The sequence below is a fragment of the Advenella mimigardefordensis DPN7 genome, assembly GCF_000521505.1.
GTDB classification, from domain to species: domain Bacteria; phylum Pseudomonadota; class Gammaproteobacteria; order Burkholderiales; family Burkholderiaceae_B; genus Advenella; species Advenella mimigardefordensis.
In genome coordinates this window covers 4,563,528-4,581,973 of the sequence record NZ_CP003915.1, presented here as the reverse complement: position 1 = coordinate 4,581,973, position 18,446 = coordinate 4,563,528, and the positions used below count along the sequence as shown (strand labels likewise).

The following is an 18,446-nucleotide window of genomic DNA, read 5'->3' as shown; positions in this document are numbered from 1 at the left end:
GCCGGGTGATCCCATGGCGGGCCGCCAGTGCGGCCCGGGGGTGGTCGTGATGACCGATCAGAAGTTGTATTGCTTGTAGTTGGTCTTGTCAACGCGAACCCAGCCGGCGCCACGAATAATCATGCCTTTGCCCGGGCCTTTTTCGACCGTCACCTTCTCGTAACCGGGTACGCCCAGATCGGCGCCGTTTTCAATGGTTTTGCCTTCCAGCAGCATTTTGGCAACATTGTTCATGGCAATACCGGCATCTTTCGGATCCCAGAAAGCAATACCGGTGATGGCATCTTTTTCCATGTAAGGACCGGCTTCGCCTGGCAGACCCGTACCAAATACGCAAATTTTACCAGCCTTGCCCGCTTCTTCCACCGCGCGACCAATGCCGATTACGTCCAGCGATGACGAGCCCTGGAAGCCGGTCAGATTCGGGTACTTGCGCAGCAACTGCTGGGCCACCTGATAGGCTTTTTCACCATCATTATTGGTTTCCTGCATGGTGGTAACCAGATTCAGCTCAGGATATTTGGCTTTGGCGTTGTCAATCCCGCCCTGTGCCCACTGCACTTGAGAGCGGCTGCCCAGAGAACCGACCAGCACGGCCCAGTCACCCTTGTTGGACATACATTTGGCCAGACGCTCATTCAGATCGGCGCCATATTCATTATTGCGGAACGCTTCCAGATCGTAATCCGTATTTTTCAGATTGTCCGCTTCGTGGGTAACAATTTTGATACCACGGCTTTTGGCACGGGCCAGAATGGGTTCCAGGGTTGGCGGGTCAAATGGCACGATCGCCAGGGCGCTCACGTTTTTGGCAACCAGATCCTGAACAATTTTCAGTTGCTGGGCGGCGTCAGCGCGGCCGGGGCCGGTCTGCGAGGCGTTGATGTCCGGGTTGGCCTGGGCGAATGCCTTAACGCCTTCTTCCATACGGGTGAACCAGCTGATTCCGGTCACTTTAACCACCGTAACGATGGATTTCTTTTCTTCGGCGTTTGCGCCTGCAGCAAAACTCATGCTGAGTGTGCAAGCCAATAGGCACATTGGGAGTGTCTTCAATTTCATACGTGTCTCCAAAATCCCATCAATGGATAGTGACCAGAACCGGATGGGGCGGTGCAGATCAGTTGTTTCAGACGTGGCTCAGGCCTTGACGGGCTCGCGCCGCTTGATTTTGAGCTTCAGCTCCTGTCTGGAATAGGCCAGGAAGAACAAGAGCAGCAGTCCCCAGATGCAGTTGCCTGCGAACTCTGACAGACCCAGCAGATTGAACATGCTCGACAGCAGTTGGAGTGCGGTGGCGGCAAAAAAGACGCAAATGACGCGGCCGTAGCCGCCTGCAGGATTGACGCCGCCCATGACCGCGATCAGGATGGCAATCAGCAGATAAGAGTCGCCATACTTGGCGCTGGCGCTGGCGGCCTGACTGGCCGAGATCAGCCCGGAGCAGGCGGCCAGCAGTCCGCACATGGTGTAGGTGCAGATCAGCATGGTGTTGCGCGAGATACCTGCGTAGAACGCCGCTTTGGGATTGGTGCCCTGCATATACAGACGCAGTCCGAAGGGCGTGCGCCGCAGCAGCCAGCCCAGAAACAGCACCACTGCAACGAAAAGATAAAAAGCAATGGGAACACCCAGAAAATTGTCGTTGCCGATGGCCGACAGGGGTTCAATATAAGGCAGGTTGACGGATGAGCCGTTGGACAGCACCGTGGCGATGCCCGTGAACACCAGTTGGGTACCCAGGGTCGTCAGAATAGGCGTCAGGTTGAAGCGGGCAATGATGATGCCGTTGAGCATCCCGCCCAGCAGGCCGACGCTCAGCATCAGTCCGACGAAGGCAGCAGTGAACAGCCAGGGCGCAGCTTCCGCGTCAATCCATTGCGGCAGCAGCAGTGCGCCAATGACGCCGGCCAGGTTGGCCAGCGCGATACCGGATAAGTCGATACCGCCATTACCGGAAATCATGGAGAGCATCATCGCCATGGCCAGCAGAGCCATTTGCGGCAGTTGCATGGCCATGGACTGAAGATTGAACACGCTGACAAAGTCACCGCCTGACGACAGAAAATAGCCGGCCATCACAATGACGATATTGATCGCCAGCAAAAAGCTCAACTGTCGGTCTTGGAAGGGAGATAGGCGTGAGGTCATGGTTCAGGCACTCGTCGAAAGCAGGGTATCAATTTGTCCGCGCTCGGGCATAGAGGCTGCGGTACCACTGCGGGTCACGGAAATACCGGCCAGCGCGGAGGCAAAGCGCAGGGCTGCCTCGGGGGGCTGGCCTTCGGCAAGCGCGGTAGCCAGCCCTGCGGTAAAGCCGTCACCGGCGCCGGCGGTGTCAATGCATTTGCCTGCCTGGTACGCGGGAATATGAATACTGTCGCTGGCTGTGTGCAGCAGGCAGCCCTGTTCACCCAGCGTGATGACCACATTGGTGACGCCTTTGGCCAGTAACCGCCCGGCCGCGGCCCGCGCCTGTTCCAGATTACCTACCGGCAGTCCGGTCAGCAGGCTGGCCTCGGTTTCATTGGGAGTGATCCAGTCGCACAGCGGGAACAGCTCATCGGGCAGCTGGGTCGCCGGGGCCGGGTTGAAGATCGTGGTCACGCCGTGTTTGCGCGCCAGGCGCAGACCATGCAGGGCGACGTCCAGGGGTTGCTCCAGCTGCGTGACAAAGATGTCGGCACTGGCGATATCCTGTTCGATCAGATCAAGATCGGCAGGCACCATATGGGCAGCCGCGCCGGGGTAGACGATGATGGCATTGCGGCCGCTCTCGTCTTCGACGAATATATGGGCAGCGCCGGTGGTCAGGTCATCGTGCAGCGTCGCGCGGGATGTGACGCCGGCTTGCTGCCAGGTTTTCTGGGCATTAGCGGCAAAGGCATCGTTACCCAGCCGGGTGTAGAAAATCACCTCTGCCCCGGCACGGGCTGCGGCAACGGCCTGGTTGGATCCTTTGCCGCCGGGTCCCATGGCAAAATGGCTGCCCAGCAGGGTTTCGCCAATAACCGGCATGCGGCTTGCCTTGAACAGCAGATCGGCAACATAAATGCCGACAATAACAATACGGGGATGAGATAGGCTCATATAAATGAAAACTCGAGGGCAGCGTCAGGCAGGGTGACGGTTGGTCTGGGTGGGATTGAGCACGCCTTTTTTGAAGATAAAGCAACCATAGCTGCGGGTATCACTCGTGGTAATCACACAGTAGGCGCGGCGGGCACGCTCGTAGAACGCGTGGCGTTCTATGGGAGCCAGTTGCAGGGGGGCGTCCAGCAGCGCCTGCACATCCTGTTGCACCTCGGGAATCTGTGTCGGGTCGTCAACGACTTCCATGCGCAGCGCCGGATCGGGTACGAAACTGTCCAGCGGCATGACCGAGAGGATCGCCTGAGCCACCCGGTCGGCGCTGGCGTCGATACGCAGCAGTTTGCCGATACTGGTGTGCCGGGCGATGGAATCGGACGGAAAATGAGCGTCGCTGATAATCAGTTCGTCGCCATGCCCCATGGCGCGCAGGGCGTGTAACACGTCGGCGTTAAGCAGTGGATCAATGTTCTTGAGCATGAGCTATCCTTGTTGAGGCGGGTATTATAATCAGTCCCTGTCAGCAAACCGCATCAGTCCCCGTAGGGAATCCAGATATTCTTGATCTGGGTGGCCTGACGCAGAAACAGCTGACTGTCGGCCCCCGACCACTGGTACCAGTCGATGGCCTTGCCGTCGTTGCCGAAAGTGCGTTTCAGATTACCTACCGAGCGTTGCTGTACGAGCTGGGCCAGCTCGTTGTCACCGAAAGCCCAGACGCTGTCCACATCATCGTGATCGGCCAGGACTGCGGCCAGCTCGGACCCGTCGCCGGTCACAATATTGACCACACCAGCCGGAACGTCAGAGGTTTCCAATACCTGATACAAGTCGGTGGCCAATAGCGCGCTGCGTGCGCCAGGCACAACAACAAGACTATTGCCCATTGCCAGACCGGCGGCAATCAGGGAAATCATGGAGAGCCACGGGGCATCGTCGGGGCAGATCACGCCGATGACCCCGATGGCCTCCGGTATCGCCAGCGCGACGCCACGCATGGGCGGGGTGTGTACACGCCCGTCGTATTTGTCGGCCCAGGCGGCAAAGGTAAAGAGTCGCTCCAGTCCCAGTTCGAATTCGTGGGCAGCATTCTTCGTGCTGCTGCCGGTCAGGCGGGCCAGCCGTTGCACCAGCTCATCGGCGCGGTACGACAGGTTTTCGGCCAGATAGTACAGAACCTGAGCACGATTGAAGGTGGTGGCCTGTTGCCAGCCGGTCGCCTTACGCGCAGCAGCAACGGCGTTGCGAATATCTTTGCGGCTACCCAGGGAAATGTGCCCGGCGATCTTGCCTTCGCTGTCGATGACAGGGAGGCTGGCGCCGTTATCCGGGCGTGTTTGTTTGCCACCGATATATAGTTTGGCGGTACGGTCGATTGCCGGCAGCGCAAAGCTGTCGCCGGCGGCATGGGCCTGTGCCAGACTATGGCTGAGCACGGCCCGGTATGGCGCAGCCTTGGCCCAGGACGCCGGTTTCAGGTATTCGTAAATACCTTCCAGCCCCCCTTCGCGACCGTAGCCGGATTCACGCACGCCACCGAAGCCCACGGCGGCGTCAAACAGGTTGCTGGCGTTGATCCATACCACGCCGCAACGCAGTTTCGGTGCGATATCCAGTGCCAGATTGATGTTCTCGCTCCAAACGCTGGCGGCCAGGCCGTAGCGGGTGTTGTTGGCCAGTTCCACTGCTTCCTGTGGTGTGCGGAAGGTCATGCTGACCAGAACGGGCCCGAAAATTTCCTCTTGTGCCAGCGTCGAGGCCGGCTGCACCCCGGTAATGAGGGTAGGAGGATAATACGCGCCATCTCCCGGCAGCGTGGTTTCCGTGGGCTGCCACAGCTGGCCGCCCTGGCTGACCCCATCGGTAACCAGTGTACGAATGCGCTGCAATTGCGTTGCATCGATAATGGCTGACATATCGATGTTTTTGTCCAGGGACGGGCCGACGCGCAGGGTTTTCATGCGGGCGCGCAGTTTGGCATAGACCTGTTCGGCAATGCTTTCCTGTACCAGCAGGCGCGAACCGGCGCAGCACACCTGCCCCTGATTAAACCAGATGGCGTCCACAATGCCTTCAATGGCACTGTCGATGTCGGCATCATCAAAAATAATAAAGGGGGATTTGCCGCCCAGTTCCAGTGTCAGTCCTTTGCCGGAACCGGCAGTCTGGCTGCGGATCAGGCGACCCACTTCGGTCGAGCCGGTAAAGGCGATTTTATCCACGCCCTTGTGGGCCACCAGGTATTGGCCGACAGCGCCATCGCCGGTTACGACGTTCAGCACGCCTGCCGGCAATGTCTGGGCCGCCAGTTCGGCGAACAGCAAGGCCGTTAGAGAGGTTAATTCTGCGGGTTTCAGTACGACGGTGTTGCCGCTGGCCAGCGCCGGCGCAACTTTCCAGGCCAGCATCAGCAGCGGAAAATTCCAGGGGATAATCTGACCCACGACGCCATAAGGTTGCCATTGGGCCAGTTCGGTTTCCTGAAGCTGGGCGATCCCGGCATGGTACAGAAAATGGCGTGCCGCCAGAGGGACATCCAGATCGCGCGATTCGCGGATGGGTTTGCCATTGTCGAGCGACTCCAGAACGGCAAAAAGGCGGCTATGCTTTTGCAGCATGCGTGCTAGACTATATAGATGCCGGGCACGCGCATGACCGCCCATTGCCTGCCAGTCTTTTTGCGCCTTGCGCGCTGCCTTGACCGCGGCATCGACATCGCCCTGGCTGGCCTGGCTCAGCGTTGCCAGCACCTTGCCGGTCGCGGGCTCCAGCGTCTCGAATGTTGCATTGTCGTCGGCTTTGGTGAAACGTCCGCCAATAAATTGCGTAAAACGCGACTGGTGGGAAGCCAGCCATTGGCGGGCGGCGCTGTCGCTTTCAGGAGCGGTACCGTATTGCATGGACATAAAGTAATCGTTGACTGTCATGGCGTTAACCCATTGGGTGGCGGTTGGTGGCCGAATAGCGGCCGGTCACGAAATGTTCGAGCTGGCGCTCTATATCAGCCAGCAGGCTGGAAGCGCCAAAGCGGAACAGATCGGGCTCCAGCCAGCGTCGGCCCAGCTCTTCGTTGACCAGAATCAGGTAATTGAGTGCGTCTTTGGCAGTAGACACGCCGCCTGCGGGTTTATAACCCACGTGCTTGCCGGTGAGCTCGTGAAAGGTACGGATAGCGCGCAGCATGACCAGCGACACGGGCAGGGTGGCATTGACGCCTTCCTTGCCGGTAGAGGTCTTGATGAAATCGGCGCCGGCCATCATGCACACCATGGACGCTTTGGCCACATTGCGCAGCGTGCGGATGTCGCCGGTTGCCAGAATGGCCTTTACATGCGCCTCACCGCAGGCCTGGCGATACTCGCACATTTCCTGATAAAGGGCGGTCCAGTTGCCGGTCAGCACATGCTCGCGCGTAATTACAATGTCAATTTCCCGGGCACCTGCGGCAACCGAAGCCGCGATTTCCTGCAGCTTCAGTTCATGCGGCGAGAGCCCCGCCGGAAAACCGGTAGAGACGGCAGCAACCGGGATGAGGGTATGCGCCAGGGCGTCGACGGCGGTGCTCACATAGCGATGGTATACGCAGACGGCACCGGTGGTTAGCGGCAGCGTGAAGCCCATGGCGTTCAGCAGATCCTGGCGAACTGGCTGGGCTGCTTTGGCACATAAGCGGCGAACCCGCTCCGGCGTGTCATCGCCGTTCAGTGTGGTGAGGTCGATGCAACTGACGGCCTTCAGCAGCCAGGCCGCCTGAGCCTCTTTTTTGACGCTGCGTCTGCCGGGCAAAGAAGCAATGCGGCGCTCAATAGCGCTCAGATTGGCACGCTGCGCTGCGACCAGCGCCAGATCCAGTGGCATAATCTCGTTGCGGGCAAACGGTTGCCGCTGCTCGGTGGGGGCGGCAGAATTTTTTGGGGGACTCACGAAGGGTCTCCTCCTTGGAAAGAGGCACAATGACATGACAATATTGTTAATATTCTAACAACATTGTTAACTTTATAACAGTGCCTTTGCTGATCAGCGGCAATGTTGGCTGCTCGTCGTCGTTTTTTTAGTCGTCTGCGTCTGAACGCATTATCATTCAACACGTTATATTTAACCAGTCCCAATCAAGTTGGTATAGGCAAAAAGAATTATGGATAAATACATTATCGGCGTCGATATTGGCACGCAGAGCACCAAGGCGCTGATCGCAGGAACCGGCGGCCGTGTGCTGGCTCAGGCGAGTGTTGCGTACCATCCCGACACCCCTAAACCCTTGTGGGCGCAACAGGATGCGCAGGTCTGGCTGGAGGCATTTTTGCGCAGTGTGCGCGAGTGCGTTGCTCAGGCGCTGCAACAGGGCGTGCGACAGGAGCAGATTGCCGGCTTGTGTATCAGCAGCCTGTACGGCGGGGCTGGTATTCCGGTAGATGCCGATTGCCAGCCGCTGTATCCGTGCCTGATCTGGATGGACCGGCGGGCCACGGCGGAAACCAGCATGATTCGCCGACAGGTGGATCTGCAGCGACTGTTTGCGATTACCGGCAATGGGGTAGATAGTTATTACGGCTTTACCAAAATGTTGTGGATCAAACATCACGAGCCGCAGATCTGGGAAAAAACAGCCTGGTTCCTGCCGCCCAATAGCTGGATTGCCCATTATCTGACGGGTGAGCTGGCGGTTGATCACAGTTCTGCCGGCAATATCGGCGGCGTTTATGACATGCAGCGTCACTGCTGGTCCGACGAGGCCCTGGCGATGGTGGGGCTGGATGCGGCGAAAATGCCGCCGCGACTGCTGGAGAGCACCGATGTGGTTGGAACGGTGACGGCCGATAAGGCAGCGCTGCTGGGACTAAGTCAGGGCATTCCGATAGTGCTGGGCGGCATTGATGCGGCGATTGCCACTTTTGCGGGAGGGGTGCGCAAGCCAGGGGACCATGTGGCCATGCTGGGCACCAGTATGTGCTGGGGCTATCTGCAGACCGAAACGGAAAGTGGCCGTGATCTGGTCTGCATGCCTTACGTCTACAAGGGTCAGGCGCAGCGTTATGTTTTTGGCGGCGCGGCCACGGCGGGTGGCGCAGTAACCTGGTTTGTGGAGCAGTTTTGTCAGGCGGAGCAGGCGCTGGCCGCCCAGCAGGGGGTGTCGGTCTACACCCTGCTGGAGCAGCAGGCCGCATCGCTGCCACCGGGCGCGCATGGTCTGGTATTTCTGCCCTATTTGATGGGGGAGCGCAGTCCGGTGTGGGATGCACATGCCAGTGGTACATTTGCCGGCCTGAATCTGACGCATACCCGGGCCCATCTGTATCGGGCGGTCATCGAAGGCATCGCTTTTGCCCTGTGGCACAACATGCAGGCCGTGGGTGAGCGGCGCCAGGGGCTGGATCAGCGTCTGGTCGTCGTAGGGGGCGCCGTCAATTCCAGCCTGTGGATGCAAATTATTGCCGATGTGACGGGCTACCCGGTCTACACCATTGAAGAAGAAGTCGAGGCGGCAATGGGGGCGGCGCTGCTGGGGGCTGTCGGACTGGGGCTGGTGAGCGAGGAGCAGGTGGAGCAGGGCTGGACGCATGTGGCGTGCCGCGCCATACCGGACGAACAGGCGCATCAGGCATACCAGCAGCTTTTTGCGGTTTATGAAGGCCTGTATCCGGCTATGCGGGCGTCAATGCACGCGCTGGCGGACATGCGCGGCGGCTAGGGCAGCGGTTAAGGCAGCGGCTGGGGCGGTGGTGTGAAGTCGTGGCCGAGCGGGCTTCGGATCGGCCCGGCCCCCGATCCTGTCGCAAATTTCTGACTAAATGATTGATTCGGCGTGGCTTTTTTGATCATTGTCGTTAACTTTCCTTGCTAAATGGCGCGCGCAATGTTATAGTCACAGGCTAACCACTGTAGTTGGGTTCACTGATTGGCCGGCTTTTGAACAGGTTTCAGGCGCAAAGCGGGTATCAAAGAAAGCGTTAACGAATCAAAAAAGATTTACGTGGCGGGCACGAAAGTGCAGCGCGGCGTCTTTTTTATTCCTGCGTCTTCTTTATTGCCGTTGCCGACGTTTGTTTGGCCAGTTGCTGGTTTGCAATGCTGTAGCTTGGCGCTGCAAATACCGCAAGCAGTACTTTGAATTGAACCTGCATGGGTATTGTTGTCCGGGAAGGCAATGCGTTGCAGCCTTGAGTTCACCGGGTGAATCATATTAAATTTAGCCCCAGCCAATCGTAGCTGGGAATTGGAGAAAATGATGTCGAATACGACACCTACGCCTGCCGCTCATCGGCTGGGACTGGTTGGTCGCAAGGTTGGCATGATGCGTATCTTCACGGAAGAAGGCGAGTCAATCCCTGTCACCGTGCTGGACGTATCCAACAACCGCGTTACCCAGGTCAAGTCTCTGGACACAGACGGCTATGCTGCCGTTCAGGTTGCCTACGGCGAACGCCGTGCAAGCCGTGTGGTCAAGGCGCAAGCAGGTCACTACGCAAAAGCCGGTACAGAAGCCGGTTCCATCCTTAAAGAATTCCGTCTCGATCCTGCAAAGGCCGCTGAATTTACAGCCGGTGCCGTTGTTGCTGTCGAAAGCGTATTCGAAGCAGGCCAGAAAGTCGACGTGCAAGGCACAACGATTGGTAAAGGCTTTGCCGGTACCATCAAGCGTCACCATTTTGGTTCCCAGCGCGCTTCTCACGGTAACTCCCGGTCGCATCGCGTACCCGGTTCTATCGGTCAGGCACAGGACCCAGGTCGTATTTTCCCTGGTAAACGCATGTCCGGTCACCTGGGTGATGTAACCCGTACCGTTCAAAATCTTGATGTCGTCCGTGTTGACGCTGAACGTGGTCTTCTGATGGTCCGTGGTGCAGTACCCGGTCACAAGAATGGCGACGTCGTGGTTCTGCCGGCCATCAAAATGTCTGCGAAAGGAGCCAAATAATGGATCTTAAGCTCCTGAACGATCAGGGCCAGTCTGACGCAACCGTCAGCGCACCTGACACCATCTTTGGTCGTGACTTTAACGAAGCACTGGTTCACCAGGTCGTGATTGCCTATCAGGCAAACGCACGTTCCGGTAATCGTGCCCAGAAAGATCGCGAACAGGTCAAACACAGCACGAAAAAACCATGGCGCCAAAAAGGCACCGGACGCGCTCGTGCCGGTATGACATCTTCCCCCATCTGGCGTGGAGGTGGTCGTACATTCCCGAACTCTCCTGAAGAAAACTTCAGCCAGAAAGTTAACAAAAAAATGTATCGCGCGGGTATCCGTTCGATCCTGTCTCAACTGGCTCGCGAAGATCGCATCGCCGTTGTTGACGCTTTCACTTTCGATACGCCTAAAACAAAACTGGCCGCATCAAAACTGAAAGCCATGGGTCTGGATTCTGTTCTGATCATCACCGACACCGTTGATGAAAACACCTACCTGGCAACACGCAATCTGCCAAACGTAGCTGTTGTAGAACCGCGTTACGCTGATCCGCTGTCTCTGGTCCACTACAAAAAAGTGCTGATCACCAAAGCAGCTATCGCTCAATTCGAGGAGATGCTGGGATGAAAGCAGAACGTCTATTGCAAGTGATTTTGGCTCCCGTCATCACCGAAAAAGCGACATTCATCGCCGAATCTGGTGAGAAACCCCAAATCGCGCTGCGTGTTGCACCTGATGCAACCAAGCCCGAAGTGAAAGCAGCTGTTGAAATGCTGTTCAAAGTTGAAGTTGATTCCGTCTCTGTACTGAACCGTAAAGGTAAGGTCAAGCGTTCAGGCCGTTTTACCGGTCGTCGCAAAGCCAACCGTATTGCCTACGTTTCACTGAAGAAAGGTCAGGAACTCGACTTTACGGAGGTAAACTGAGATGGCCTTAGTTAAAACAAAACCAACGTCTGCCGGCCGTCGCGGCATGATCAAGGTGGTTCACCCTGAGCTGCATAAAGGCGCGCCTTTTGCTGCCCTGGTTGAGCCGCAGAAACGTAGTTCCGGCCGTAACAACAACGGTCACATTACTGTTCGTCATCGTGGCGGTGGCCATAAGAGCCATTACCGCGTCGTTGATTTCCGTCGCAACAAGGATGGTATCCCTGCCAAGGTAGAACGCCTGGAATACGATCCTAACCGTACTGCACACATTGCCCTGCTTTGCTATGCAGACGGCGAGCGTCGTTACATCATCGCTCCTCGTGGTCTGGAAGTCGGCGCTTCACTGTTGTCCGGCAAGGAAGTACCTATCCGTGTGGGTAACACCATGCCGATCCGTAACATTCCTATCGGTTCAACCATCCACTGCATCGAAATGCTGCCAGGCAAAGGCGCGCAAATCGCCCGTTCCGCCGGTGCATCCGCTGTACTGATGGCCCGTGAAGGCATTTACGCTCAGGTCCGCCTGCGTTCCGGTGAAGTTCGCCGCGTGCATATTGATTGCCGCGCGACAATCGGTGAAGTCAGCAACGGCGATCACAGCCTGCGTCAATACGGTAAAGCCGGTGCGATGCGTTGGCGTGGTATTCGTCCGACCGTTCGTGGTGTTGCCATGAACCCGGTTGATCACCCACACGGTGGTGGTGAAGGCCGTACAGGCGAAGCACGTGAACCGGTCAGCCCATGGGGTACACCGGCCAAAGGCTTCAAAACCCGCCGCAACAAGCGTACTGACTCAATGATTGTGTCACGTCGTAAGCGTAAATAAGGGGCGAACTAAATGTCACGTTCTATTAAAAAAGGTCCTTTCGTAGACGCCCACCTGCTCAAAAAAGTGGATGCCGCTGTCGATGGGAAAGAGAAAAAACCGATCAAAACCTGGTCGCGTCGTTCAACCATCCTGCCTGATTTCATCGGCTTGACAATTGCTGTTCACAATGGCCGTCAGCACGTGCCTGTGTATGTGAACGAAAATATGGTTGGTCACAAGCTTGGCGAGTTTGCGCATACCCGTACATACAAGGGCCATGCTGCAGACAAAAAGTCTAAGAGGTAAGCGATGGAAACTACAGCCGTTATTCGTGGTGTACATATCTCTGCGCAAAAAACCCGTCTGGTTGCGGACATGATCCGTGGCAAGTCTGTGGCACATGCGTTGAATATCCTTACATTCACACCTAAAAAAGCCGCTGGTATCGTCAAGAAAGCCCTGGAATCCGCAATTGCGAATGCCGAGCACAATGATGGTGCCGATATTGACGAACTGAAAGTAACGACAATCTATGTCGACAAAGCTCAGTCAATGAAGCGATTCTCCGCAAGGGCCAAAGGCCGCGGTAACCGTATCGAGAAGCAGACTTGCCACATTGTGGTCAAAGTCGGCGCATAAGGAGTCACAATGGGTCAGAAAATTCACCCTACCGGGTTCCGTCTCGCAGTTAACCGTAACTGGAGCTCACGCTGGTACGCTGACGATAAAGACTACGGCACAATGCTGGCCGAAGACGTCCGCGTTCGCGAGTACCTGAAACGGAAACTGAAAAACGCATCCGTTGGTCGCGTCCTGATCGAGCGTCCTGCAAAAAATGCACGGATCACAGTATTTTCAGCGCGTCCCGGTGTTGTCATCGGTAAGCGCGGCGAAGATATCGAGAGCCTGAAGTCAGATCTGCAGCGCCTGATGGGCGTGCCGGTTCACGTTAATATCGAAGAAATTCGCAAGCCTGAAACCGATGCTCAGCTGATCGCTGATTCCATCGCTCAGCAGCTGGAAAAACGGATCATGTTCCGTCGCGCCATGAAACGTGCGATGCAGAACGCCATGCGCCTGGGTGCGCAGGGTATCAAGATCATGTCTTCCGGCCGTCTGAATGGTATCGAGATCGCCCGTACCGAATGGTATCGTGAAGGTCGTGTGCCTCTGCACACCCTGCGCGCCATCATCGATTACGGTACCTCTGAAGCACAGACTACCTACGGTATTATTGGTATCAAAGTCTGGGTTTACAAAGGTGATCTGCTGCCTAACGGCGAAATGCCCGCTGAAGTGGCTGCTGCTCCTCGTGAAGATGAGCGTCGCCCACGTCGTCCTCGCGGTGACCGTCCTGATGGACAGCGTCGTCCAGGCGGCCGTGGTCGCAACAGTGGTCGCAAAGCAGGTGATGCTGCAGCGCCAGCCGCAGCAGCGACAGAAGGAGAATAATTATGTTGTCACCAGCACGCAGGAAATACCGTAAAGAGCAGAAAGGCCGTAATACCGGTCTGGCTACGCGCGGTACCAATGTAAACTTTGGCGACTTCGGTCTGAAAGCGACTGGTCGCGGCCGTCTGACGGCTCGCCAGATTGAGGCAGCCCGTCGTGCCATGACCCGTCACATTAAACGTGGCGGCCGTATCTGGATCCGTATTTTCCCAGACAAACCGATCTCTCAGAAACCTGCTGAGGTCCGGATGGGTAACGGTAAAGGTAACCCGGAGTACTGGGTCGCCGAGATCCAGCCTGGTAAAGTATTGTACGAAATGGACGGCGTCAGCGAAGAGCTGGCACGTGAGGCGTTCCGTCTGGCAGCGGCCAAGCTGCCAATCGCGACAACGTTTGTCACACGTCACTTCGGCGCTTAAGGAGAGATTCATGAAAGCAAGTGAACTCCGTTCGAAAGAGACGACAGAGCTGTCCAAAGAGCTCGAAAGCCTGTTGAGGGCGCAATTTAGCCTGCGTATGCAGCGCGCTACTCAGCAGCTGTCCAACACTAGTCAGTTGTTGAAAGTGCGTCGCGACATCGCGCGTGTACGCACCGTCATGACTGAAAAAGCTGCAGGTAAGTAAAATGAGCGAAACAACGCAAACGACACCCGCAAAGCGTCAGCGTACCCTGATCGGTAAAGTGGTTAGCAACAAGATGGACAAATCCGTCGTCGTTCTGGTAGAACGTCGCGTGAAGCACCCCATCTACGGCAAAATCGTGGTCCGTTCAAACAAGTACAAAGCGCATGACGAATCCAATGAGATCAACGAAGGCGACACAGTAGAAATTGCTGAAGGTCGTCCTATTTCACGCAGCAAATCGTGGAGTGTTGTTCGTCTTATTGAGGCCGCCCGCGTCATCTGATGCTTGTCCGGCGCCCGTCACCTGACGGGCCTGTGCATGTTGCAGGCCTGCGATGGTGCAGATAGCCGGTATGCGAAGAAGAAGTACCGAAGCCACCCCTTAAAGGGTGGCTTTTTCGCGTTCATGGCTCGCAGATGAAGCGTTCATAAGAAGAATAATGCGTGCGGCGCGCATATTTCCGGGGAAAAATCGGGCAGGAGCGCAGGACGTCTCGTCATCAAGTCGATTTGTCATCATGCGCACGGCATTGTTTGACTACAATCAGACTATTTTCAACAAAGGAGAAGGCATGCGTTTGATTTTAGTCCCGGCTTTGGCCAGCATGGTACTGGCCGGATGCGCCACCGGATCAGCGGACAGCGATAATCTTAGCCATACACAGCATTCCGTTTATAGCTGTACTGGTAACCGCCAACTGGGCGTGGCCTATCAGTTCGTCAACGACAAGGCGACCAAAGTGACTGTGAGCGACAGGCGCCAGACGTATGAACTTGCGCGTGCAGACCAGACCGATGGGGATGCGACAGCATTTACCAATGGAACGGTTACCTGGATTGCCAGTGGCGCCGTCACCCCGCAATCGGTCAATACCCATCAGGGCAGTCGTCTGCTTAAGGTCGGGCGCAACGGCCGGGCAGTGGTCGTCGCCAGAGAGTGCAATCCGGGCTGAATAGGCCCTTTGCCAGCGACAGAAAGCCATTCCTGCTGTAGGAGTGGCTTTTTTTGGCCGGTCGGCTGCCCTCGCCAGCATTGTTCCGTTGAACAACAGCAGCCGGAAAAGGGCGCCGTGCCCTCAATGGCCTCTGAACCCCGCTATGCGTGCTGAACCACCTATACATACCGAACAACTTTAAAAAACGAACAACTTTAAAAAACAAATTTGCTCAATTTCAAAAATGCTTATGTACCAGCTGCAGGAAAACCACGAACTTTACAAAAAATGAATATATTCCATTCCCATCAATAATGTGACATATTGTATCAAATGAGAATATATCTTATTATCGTTCGTCTGCTGCTGCGCCCGGATCAATCAGGTCCTGTGGCATCGTGCGACATGATCGTGTCGTGATGGGCGGTAGTGTCGTTTTACCACCCCAGGTTTGCCATTGCCAGCAAAGGCTGAAGCGTGTCACACGCCAGGCCGTAATATCGATTTCCGGGTAGTGTCAGCCTTCCGTTTTTTTGTCACAGGTTGAGGAAATCAATGAGTACTATCAACAATCCCAGCAGGACAACTGTCCGACCGTTGCTGAGCAGAGAAAGCTTTGCCCCGGCCTTCCGGCGTAGGCTGGTACCGGGTGCGCTGGTGACGGGCGCATTGGTGGCCACCCCGGTTTATGCGCAAGAGGTATCCGTTCCCGGTATTCACGCAGGGACATTGCCCGCAGTCTTCGCGCAGAGCGAAGCAGGCTATCAGGCCAGACATATACAAAGCAGAAAATTCGGTGCGAAGCTGCAGGAAACGCCCAAGTCAATTACGGTCATTCCTGAAAAACTGATGCACGATCGCGGCGCCTCGTCCCTGGCCGATGTATTGCGCACCACACCGGGTATTACATTGGGGTCTGGTGAAGGTGGTACGCCCACAGGTGACCGTCCCTTCATCCGCGGCTATGAAGCCAGTACCGATATTTTTATTGACGGCGCACGTGATTATGCACGAGGCTCGCATGCGACCTTCAACCTGGAAGCGGTCGAAGTGGTCAAGGGCCCCAGCTCAGTCCTCTCTGGTCGTGGCGGCACCGGTGGCAGCATCAATCTGGTCACCAAAACCCCGAAACTGGATAATTTCTTCGGCGTGACCGCTGGTTACGGCACATCCGGCCAGTGGGAAAGCACGCTTGACGGTAACTACCCATTTTCAGACAGCGGCGCGTTCCGCCTGAATGCCATGAAAATGGGTGGCGAAATGCCGGGTCGCGATGGCGTGGATATCAATCGCTGGGGGATTGCGCCTTCTATCGCTTTCGGCCTGAATACGCCCACCAGGCTGACCCTGAGCTATTCGCATATCGAGAACAAGGATATGCCCGACCTGGGCGTACCGTTTGCCAATGCGGCTAATCCGGGCCGCAGGACGCCGCCGAAAGTTGACCGCGATAACTACTATGGCCGTCGTGGCGTGGATTTCCGTAAGAACGCATTCGACACGGCTACTGCCCTGGCGGAACATGATATCAATCAGCATTTTACGATCAGGAACCTGACCCGTTATACCCGGACCCTGAATCATTATCTGATGAGTCGCCCTACCTTTGACCATTGCACGGCAGGCGCGAAGGGCCTTTGCGCTACTGAAGGCCCTGGCGCGCAATTTACCCGCAAGGACCGGGCACGCTGGCGCTCAACCCAGTCGCTGATCAACCAGACCGATCTGTTTGGAACGTTCTATACCGGATCGGTAAAACACAATATGAACGTCGGTCTGGAGTTCAGCAAGGAAGATGTTTATTCCAAAGAGATATCGGGTACGCCGATCACCTCCCGCAAGGGCGAGCTTGATTCTCTTTATGATCCGAACTCAGGACGGAACGACGCCTATCGCCTGAATTACGGCTCCCGAGAAAAAGACGGGGACATCAAAACCCAATCGGTCTATGTATTTGACACAATGGAACTGAACCCGCAGTGGTCAATCAACCTGGGCCTGCGTTTTGACCAGTTCCGCGTGCAGAACACCCGTGCCAGCCGCAAGGACAGCTTCTGGAACTACCAGGCAGGCGTCGTCTATAAACCGGTGCCCTACGGCAGCATCTATCTGAGCTATAGCACGTCCTCCAATCCATCGGGTGAGAACCTCGGTCAGAACGGTGGTGCAGATGGCGCAGCCGGTGCGGCTCAGGTGCGTGATCTGAAGCCCGAGCGCAGTCGTAGCTGGGAGCTGGGCACCAAATGGGATCTGTTAGACCAGCAGTTGTCTGTGACCGGTGCCCTGTTCCAGACAGACAAAACCGATGCCCGTTCCACCGATCCGCTGACCGGCGATGTGACCCTGAGTGGCAGCAATCGCGTTCGTGGTCTTGAGCTGGGCGTGGCCGGTGCGCTTACCCCCAAATGGGATATCTGGGCCTCATGGTCATGGCTGGATCCGAAGATCAGGCACTATCGTAGCGGCAAAAACGTTTACGATGGTAATCAGATGAAGTTCATCGCCCGGCAAAGCGCCAGTGTCTGGACAACGTACAAAGTGCTGCAGCAGGTAACGGTAGGCGGCGGTGTGACCTACATGGGCAAGCGGTTCGTGGATGATGTCAATAACTACTACCTGCCTTCCTACTGGCGGTATGATGCCATGGTCCGTTACGACGTGAACAGCAACCTGTCGTTCCAGCTCAATGCCAATAATCTGGGTAACAACGAGGTCTATGACGCTTCACACGTGGGTCTTTTTGCCAACGTAGGTCCGGGTCGTTCGTATATGCTGACGGCATCCTACAAGTTCTGATGCCATGGCGACCCTCATATGAGTCCTGATGAGTCAGTATGAGTTCTGATGAGCCCATATGAGCTAATGTAAGCCGTAAGAGGCTGGCAGGCACTGCATTGTGCCTGCCGCTATTTTTCGCAATATTGACTGCTTTTTCCTTATTTCCTATGTTAGTGACCATTCCCGATGTGCTATCTGCAGATACCGTCATGCAGTGGCGAGAGCAACTGGAGCAAGGACGGTGGGTGGATGGCCGGGGTACCGCAGGTTATCTTGCTGCCACTCAAAAGAAGAATCTACAACTGTCCGATGCCGATCCGCTAGCTGCAAGCATGGGTAATGCGATTCTGGAGATACTCAGCCAGAACACACGCTTCATCTCGGCCAACCTGCCCCTGAAAATCCTCAGCCCCATGTTCAATGCCTATGCAGGTGAACAGGAATACGGATTTCATATAGACAATGCACTGCGTGTAGACCCGCAGACAGGAGAACGGATTCGTGCCGATGTCTCGTCCACGCTTTTTCTTAGCGGTCCCGACGAATACGAAGGCGGCGAACTGGTGATTCAGGACACCTACGGCGAGCAGCGCGTCAAGCTGCCGGCCGGCCATATGGTGGTGTACCCTTCGACCAGCTTGCACCGGGTCACGCCGGTGACGCGAGGCAAGCGCATGGCGGCCATTTTGTGGACACAGAGCATGGTGCGCGACGATGCCCAGCGCGCCCTGCTTTTTGATATGGATAACACCATTCAGCAGTTGGCAGCCGAACTGGGCGAGCACAGCAGCGTGCTGGCGCTATCGGGCATTTACCATAACCTGGTGCGCCGCTGGGCCGAGATATAAGCGTTCACCGGCGACCTGCGCCGGTTGTCGGGTGGCAATCGTATAGAATAAATCTTCTGTCCCTTTTTCACGA

The 18,446-nt window shown here is 56.3% G+C and carries 20 protein-coding genes; 14 read left to right on the top strand and 6 right to left on the bottom strand.

Annotation, left to right across the window (positions count from 1 at the left end; all coding sequences use genetic code 11):
* Positions 1 to 57 precede the first annotated feature (57 nt).
* From MIM_RS21025 to deoC, 6 genes are all read right to left on the bottom strand, one after another.
* Complete coding sequence (locus MIM_RS21025) at positions 58 to 1,062, bottom strand: substrate-binding domain-containing protein (RefSeq protein WP_025374725.1); 1,005 nt, start codon at positions 1,060 to 1,062, stop codon at positions 58 to 60.
* Positions 1,063 to 1,140: 78 nt separating this feature from the next.
* Positions 1,141 to 2,151, bottom strand: coding sequence for an ABC transporter permease (locus MIM_RS21020; protein WP_025374724.1), 1,011 nt, complete (start codon positions 2,149 to 2,151; stop codon positions 1,141 to 1,143).
* Between the two features lie 3 nt (positions 2,152 to 2,154).
* Positions 2,155 to 3,090 carry a ribokinase gene (gene rbsK / locus MIM_RS21015; protein ID WP_042070673.1) on the bottom strand — a complete coding sequence of 312 codons (936 nt, stop codon included), beginning with the start codon at positions 3,088 to 3,090 and terminating at the stop codon, positions 2,155 to 2,157.
* A gap of 24 nt (positions 3,091 to 3,114) precedes the next feature.
* Entirely contained in the window at positions 3,115 to 3,570 is a 456-nt protein-coding gene (locus MIM_RS21010; protein WP_025374723.1) for an RbsD/FucU family protein, read from the bottom strand.
* Positions 3,571 to 3,623: 53 nt separating this feature from the next.
* The gene (locus MIM_RS21005; RefSeq protein WP_025374722.1) at positions 3,624 to 6,017 is read right to left on the bottom strand and encodes an aldehyde dehydrogenase family protein; all 2,394 of its coding nucleotides are present in this window, start codon (positions 6,015 to 6,017) and stop codon (positions 3,624 to 3,626) included.
* A gap of 4 nt (positions 6,018 to 6,021) precedes the next feature.
* Positions 6,022 to 7,014, bottom strand: a complete 993-nt coding sequence (gene deoC / locus MIM_RS21000; RefSeq protein ID WP_025374721.1) for a deoxyribose-phosphate aldolase — start codon at positions 7,012 to 7,014, stop codon at positions 6,022 to 6,024.
* Positions 7,015 to 7,225: 211 nt separating this feature from the next.
* Between deoC and MIM_RS20995 the strand changes: the two genes are divergently transcribed.
* From MIM_RS20995 to MIM_RS20930, 14 genes are all read left to right on the top strand, one after another.
* Positions 7,226 to 8,779: an FGGY-family carbohydrate kinase gene (locus MIM_RS20995; RefSeq protein ID WP_025374720.1), complete on the top strand. Its 1,554-nt coding sequence runs from the start codon at positions 7,226 to 7,228 to the stop codon at positions 8,777 to 8,779.
* 537 nt (positions 8,780 to 9,316) lie between these two features.
* Positions 9,317 to 10,006, top strand: coding sequence for a 50S ribosomal protein L3 (gene rplC / locus MIM_RS20990; RefSeq protein WP_042070671.1), 690 nt, complete (start codon positions 9,317 to 9,319; stop codon positions 10,004 to 10,006).
* A complete protein-coding gene (gene rplD, locus MIM_RS20985; RefSeq protein WP_025374718.1) occupies positions 10,006 to 10,626 on the top strand; it encodes a 50S ribosomal protein L4 in 621 nt (206 codons plus the stop codon). The genes rplC and rplD overlap by 1 nt, the downstream gene beginning before the upstream one ends.
* Positions 10,623 to 10,925 (top strand): 50S ribosomal protein L23, encoded by a 303-nt coding sequence (gene rplW, locus MIM_RS20980; protein ID WP_025374717.1) that lies wholly within the window; start codon positions 10,623 to 10,625, stop codon positions 10,923 to 10,925. Before rplD ends, rplW begins: the two co-directional genes overlap by 4 nt.
* Position 10,926: 1 nt before the next feature.
* Entirely contained in the window at positions 10,927 to 11,754 is an 828-nt protein-coding gene (gene rplB / locus MIM_RS20975; protein WP_025374716.1) for a 50S ribosomal protein L2, read from the top strand.
* Between the two features lie 12 nt (positions 11,755 to 11,766).
* Positions 11,767 to 12,042 carry a 30S ribosomal protein S19 gene (gene rpsS, locus MIM_RS20970; protein WP_014752563.1) on the top strand — a complete coding sequence of 92 codons (276 nt, stop codon included), beginning with the start codon at positions 11,767 to 11,769 and terminating at the stop codon, positions 12,040 to 12,042.
* 3 nt (positions 12,043 to 12,045) lie between these two features.
* A complete protein-coding gene (gene rplV, locus MIM_RS20965; protein WP_014752562.1) occupies positions 12,046 to 12,375 on the top strand; it encodes a 50S ribosomal protein L22 in 330 nt (109 codons plus the stop codon).
* 9 nt (positions 12,376 to 12,384) lie between these two features.
* Entirely contained in the window at positions 12,385 to 13,188 is an 804-nt protein-coding gene (gene rpsC, locus MIM_RS20960; RefSeq protein ID WP_025374715.1) for a 30S ribosomal protein S3, read from the top strand.
* Between the two features lie 2 nt (positions 13,189 to 13,190).
* Positions 13,191 to 13,607 (top strand): 50S ribosomal protein L16, encoded by a 417-nt coding sequence (gene rplP / locus MIM_RS20955; protein ID WP_014752560.1) that lies wholly within the window; start codon positions 13,191 to 13,193, stop codon positions 13,605 to 13,607.
* Positions 13,608 to 13,617: 10 nt separating this feature from the next.
* The gene (rpmC, locus tag MIM_RS20950) at positions 13,618 to 13,812 is read left to right on the top strand and encodes a 50S ribosomal protein L29 (RefSeq protein WP_014752559.1); all 195 of its coding nucleotides are present in this window, start codon (positions 13,618 to 13,620) and stop codon (positions 13,810 to 13,812) included.
* Between the two features lies 1 nt (position 13,813).
* Complete coding sequence (gene rpsQ / locus MIM_RS20945; protein WP_024004135.1) at positions 13,814 to 14,095, top strand: 30S ribosomal protein S17; 282 nt, start codon at positions 13,814 to 13,816, stop codon at positions 14,093 to 14,095.
* 289 nt (positions 14,096 to 14,384) lie between these two features.
* Positions 14,385 to 14,765, top strand: a complete 381-nt coding sequence (locus tag MIM_RS20940) for a hypothetical protein (RefSeq protein ID WP_144084709.1) — start codon at positions 14,385 to 14,387, stop codon at positions 14,763 to 14,765.
* Between the two features lie 537 nt (positions 14,766 to 15,302).
* Positions 15,303 to 17,543: a TonB-dependent receptor gene (locus tag MIM_RS20935; protein ID WP_025374713.1), complete on the top strand. Its 2,241-nt coding sequence runs from the start codon at positions 15,303 to 15,305 to the stop codon at positions 17,541 to 17,543.
* Between the two features lie 149 nt (positions 17,544 to 17,692).
* Positions 17,693 to 18,373: a Fe2+-dependent dioxygenase gene (locus MIM_RS20930; RefSeq protein ID WP_025374712.1), complete on the top strand. Its 681-nt coding sequence runs from the start codon at positions 17,693 to 17,695 to the stop codon at positions 18,371 to 18,373.
* Positions 18,374 to 18,446: the final 73 nt, after the last annotated feature.

Coding starts and splice junctions, on each gene's coding strand:
- MIM_RS21025 (WP_025374725.1), bottom strand. CDS start 1,062: ATGAAATTGAAGACACTCCCAATGTGCCTATTGGCTTGCACACTCAGC.
- MIM_RS21020 (WP_025374724.1), bottom strand. CDS start 2,151: ATGACCTCACGCCTATCTCCCTTCCAAGACCGACAGTTGAGCTTTTTG.
- rbsK (WP_042070673.1), bottom strand. CDS start 3,090: ATGAGCCTATCTCATCCCCGTATTGTTATTGTCGGCATTTATGTTGCC.
- MIM_RS21010 (WP_025374723.1), bottom strand. CDS start 3,570: ATGCTCAAGAACATTGATCCACTGCTTAACGCCGACGTGTTACACGCC.
- MIM_RS21005 (WP_025374722.1), bottom strand. CDS start 6,017: ATGACAGTCAACGATTACTTTATGTCCATGCAATACGGTACCGCTCCT.
- MIM_RS20995 (WP_025374720.1), top strand. CDS start 7,226: ATGGATAAATACATTATCGGCGTCGATATTGGCACGCAGAGCACCAAG.
- rplC (WP_042070671.1), top strand. CDS start 9,317: ATGTCGAATACGACACCTACGCCTGCCGCTCATCGGCTGGGACTGGTT.
- rplD (WP_025374718.1), top strand. CDS start 10,006: ATGGATCTTAAGCTCCTGAACGATCAGGGCCAGTCTGACGCAACCGTC.
- rplW (WP_025374717.1), top strand. CDS start 10,623: ATGAAAGCAGAACGTCTATTGCAAGTGATTTTGGCTCCCGTCATCACC.
- rplB (WP_025374716.1), top strand. CDS start 10,927: ATGGCCTTAGTTAAAACAAAACCAACGTCTGCCGGCCGTCGCGGCATG.
- rpsS (WP_014752563.1), top strand. CDS start 11,767: ATGTCACGTTCTATTAAAAAAGGTCCTTTCGTAGACGCCCACCTGCTC.
- rplV (WP_014752562.1), top strand. CDS start 12,046: ATGGAAACTACAGCCGTTATTCGTGGTGTACATATCTCTGCGCAAAAA.
- rpsC (WP_025374715.1), top strand. CDS start 12,385: ATGGGTCAGAAAATTCACCCTACCGGGTTCCGTCTCGCAGTTAACCGT.
- rplP (WP_014752560.1), top strand. CDS start 13,191: ATGTTGTCACCAGCACGCAGGAAATACCGTAAAGAGCAGAAAGGCCGT.
- rpmC (WP_014752559.1), top strand. CDS start 13,618: ATGAAAGCAAGTGAACTCCGTTCGAAAGAGACGACAGAGCTGTCCAAA.
- rpsQ (WP_024004135.1), top strand. CDS start 13,814: ATGAGCGAAACAACGCAAACGACACCCGCAAAGCGTCAGCGTACCCTG.
- MIM_RS20940 (WP_144084709.1), top strand. CDS start 14,385: ATGCGTTTGATTTTAGTCCCGGCTTTGGCCAGCATGGTACTGGCCGGA.
- MIM_RS20935 (WP_025374713.1), top strand. CDS start 15,303: ATGAGTACTATCAACAATCCCAGCAGGACAACTGTCCGACCGTTGCTG.
- MIM_RS20930 (WP_025374712.1), top strand. CDS start 17,693: ATGTTAGTGACCATTCCCGATGTGCTATCTGCAGATACCGTCATGCAG.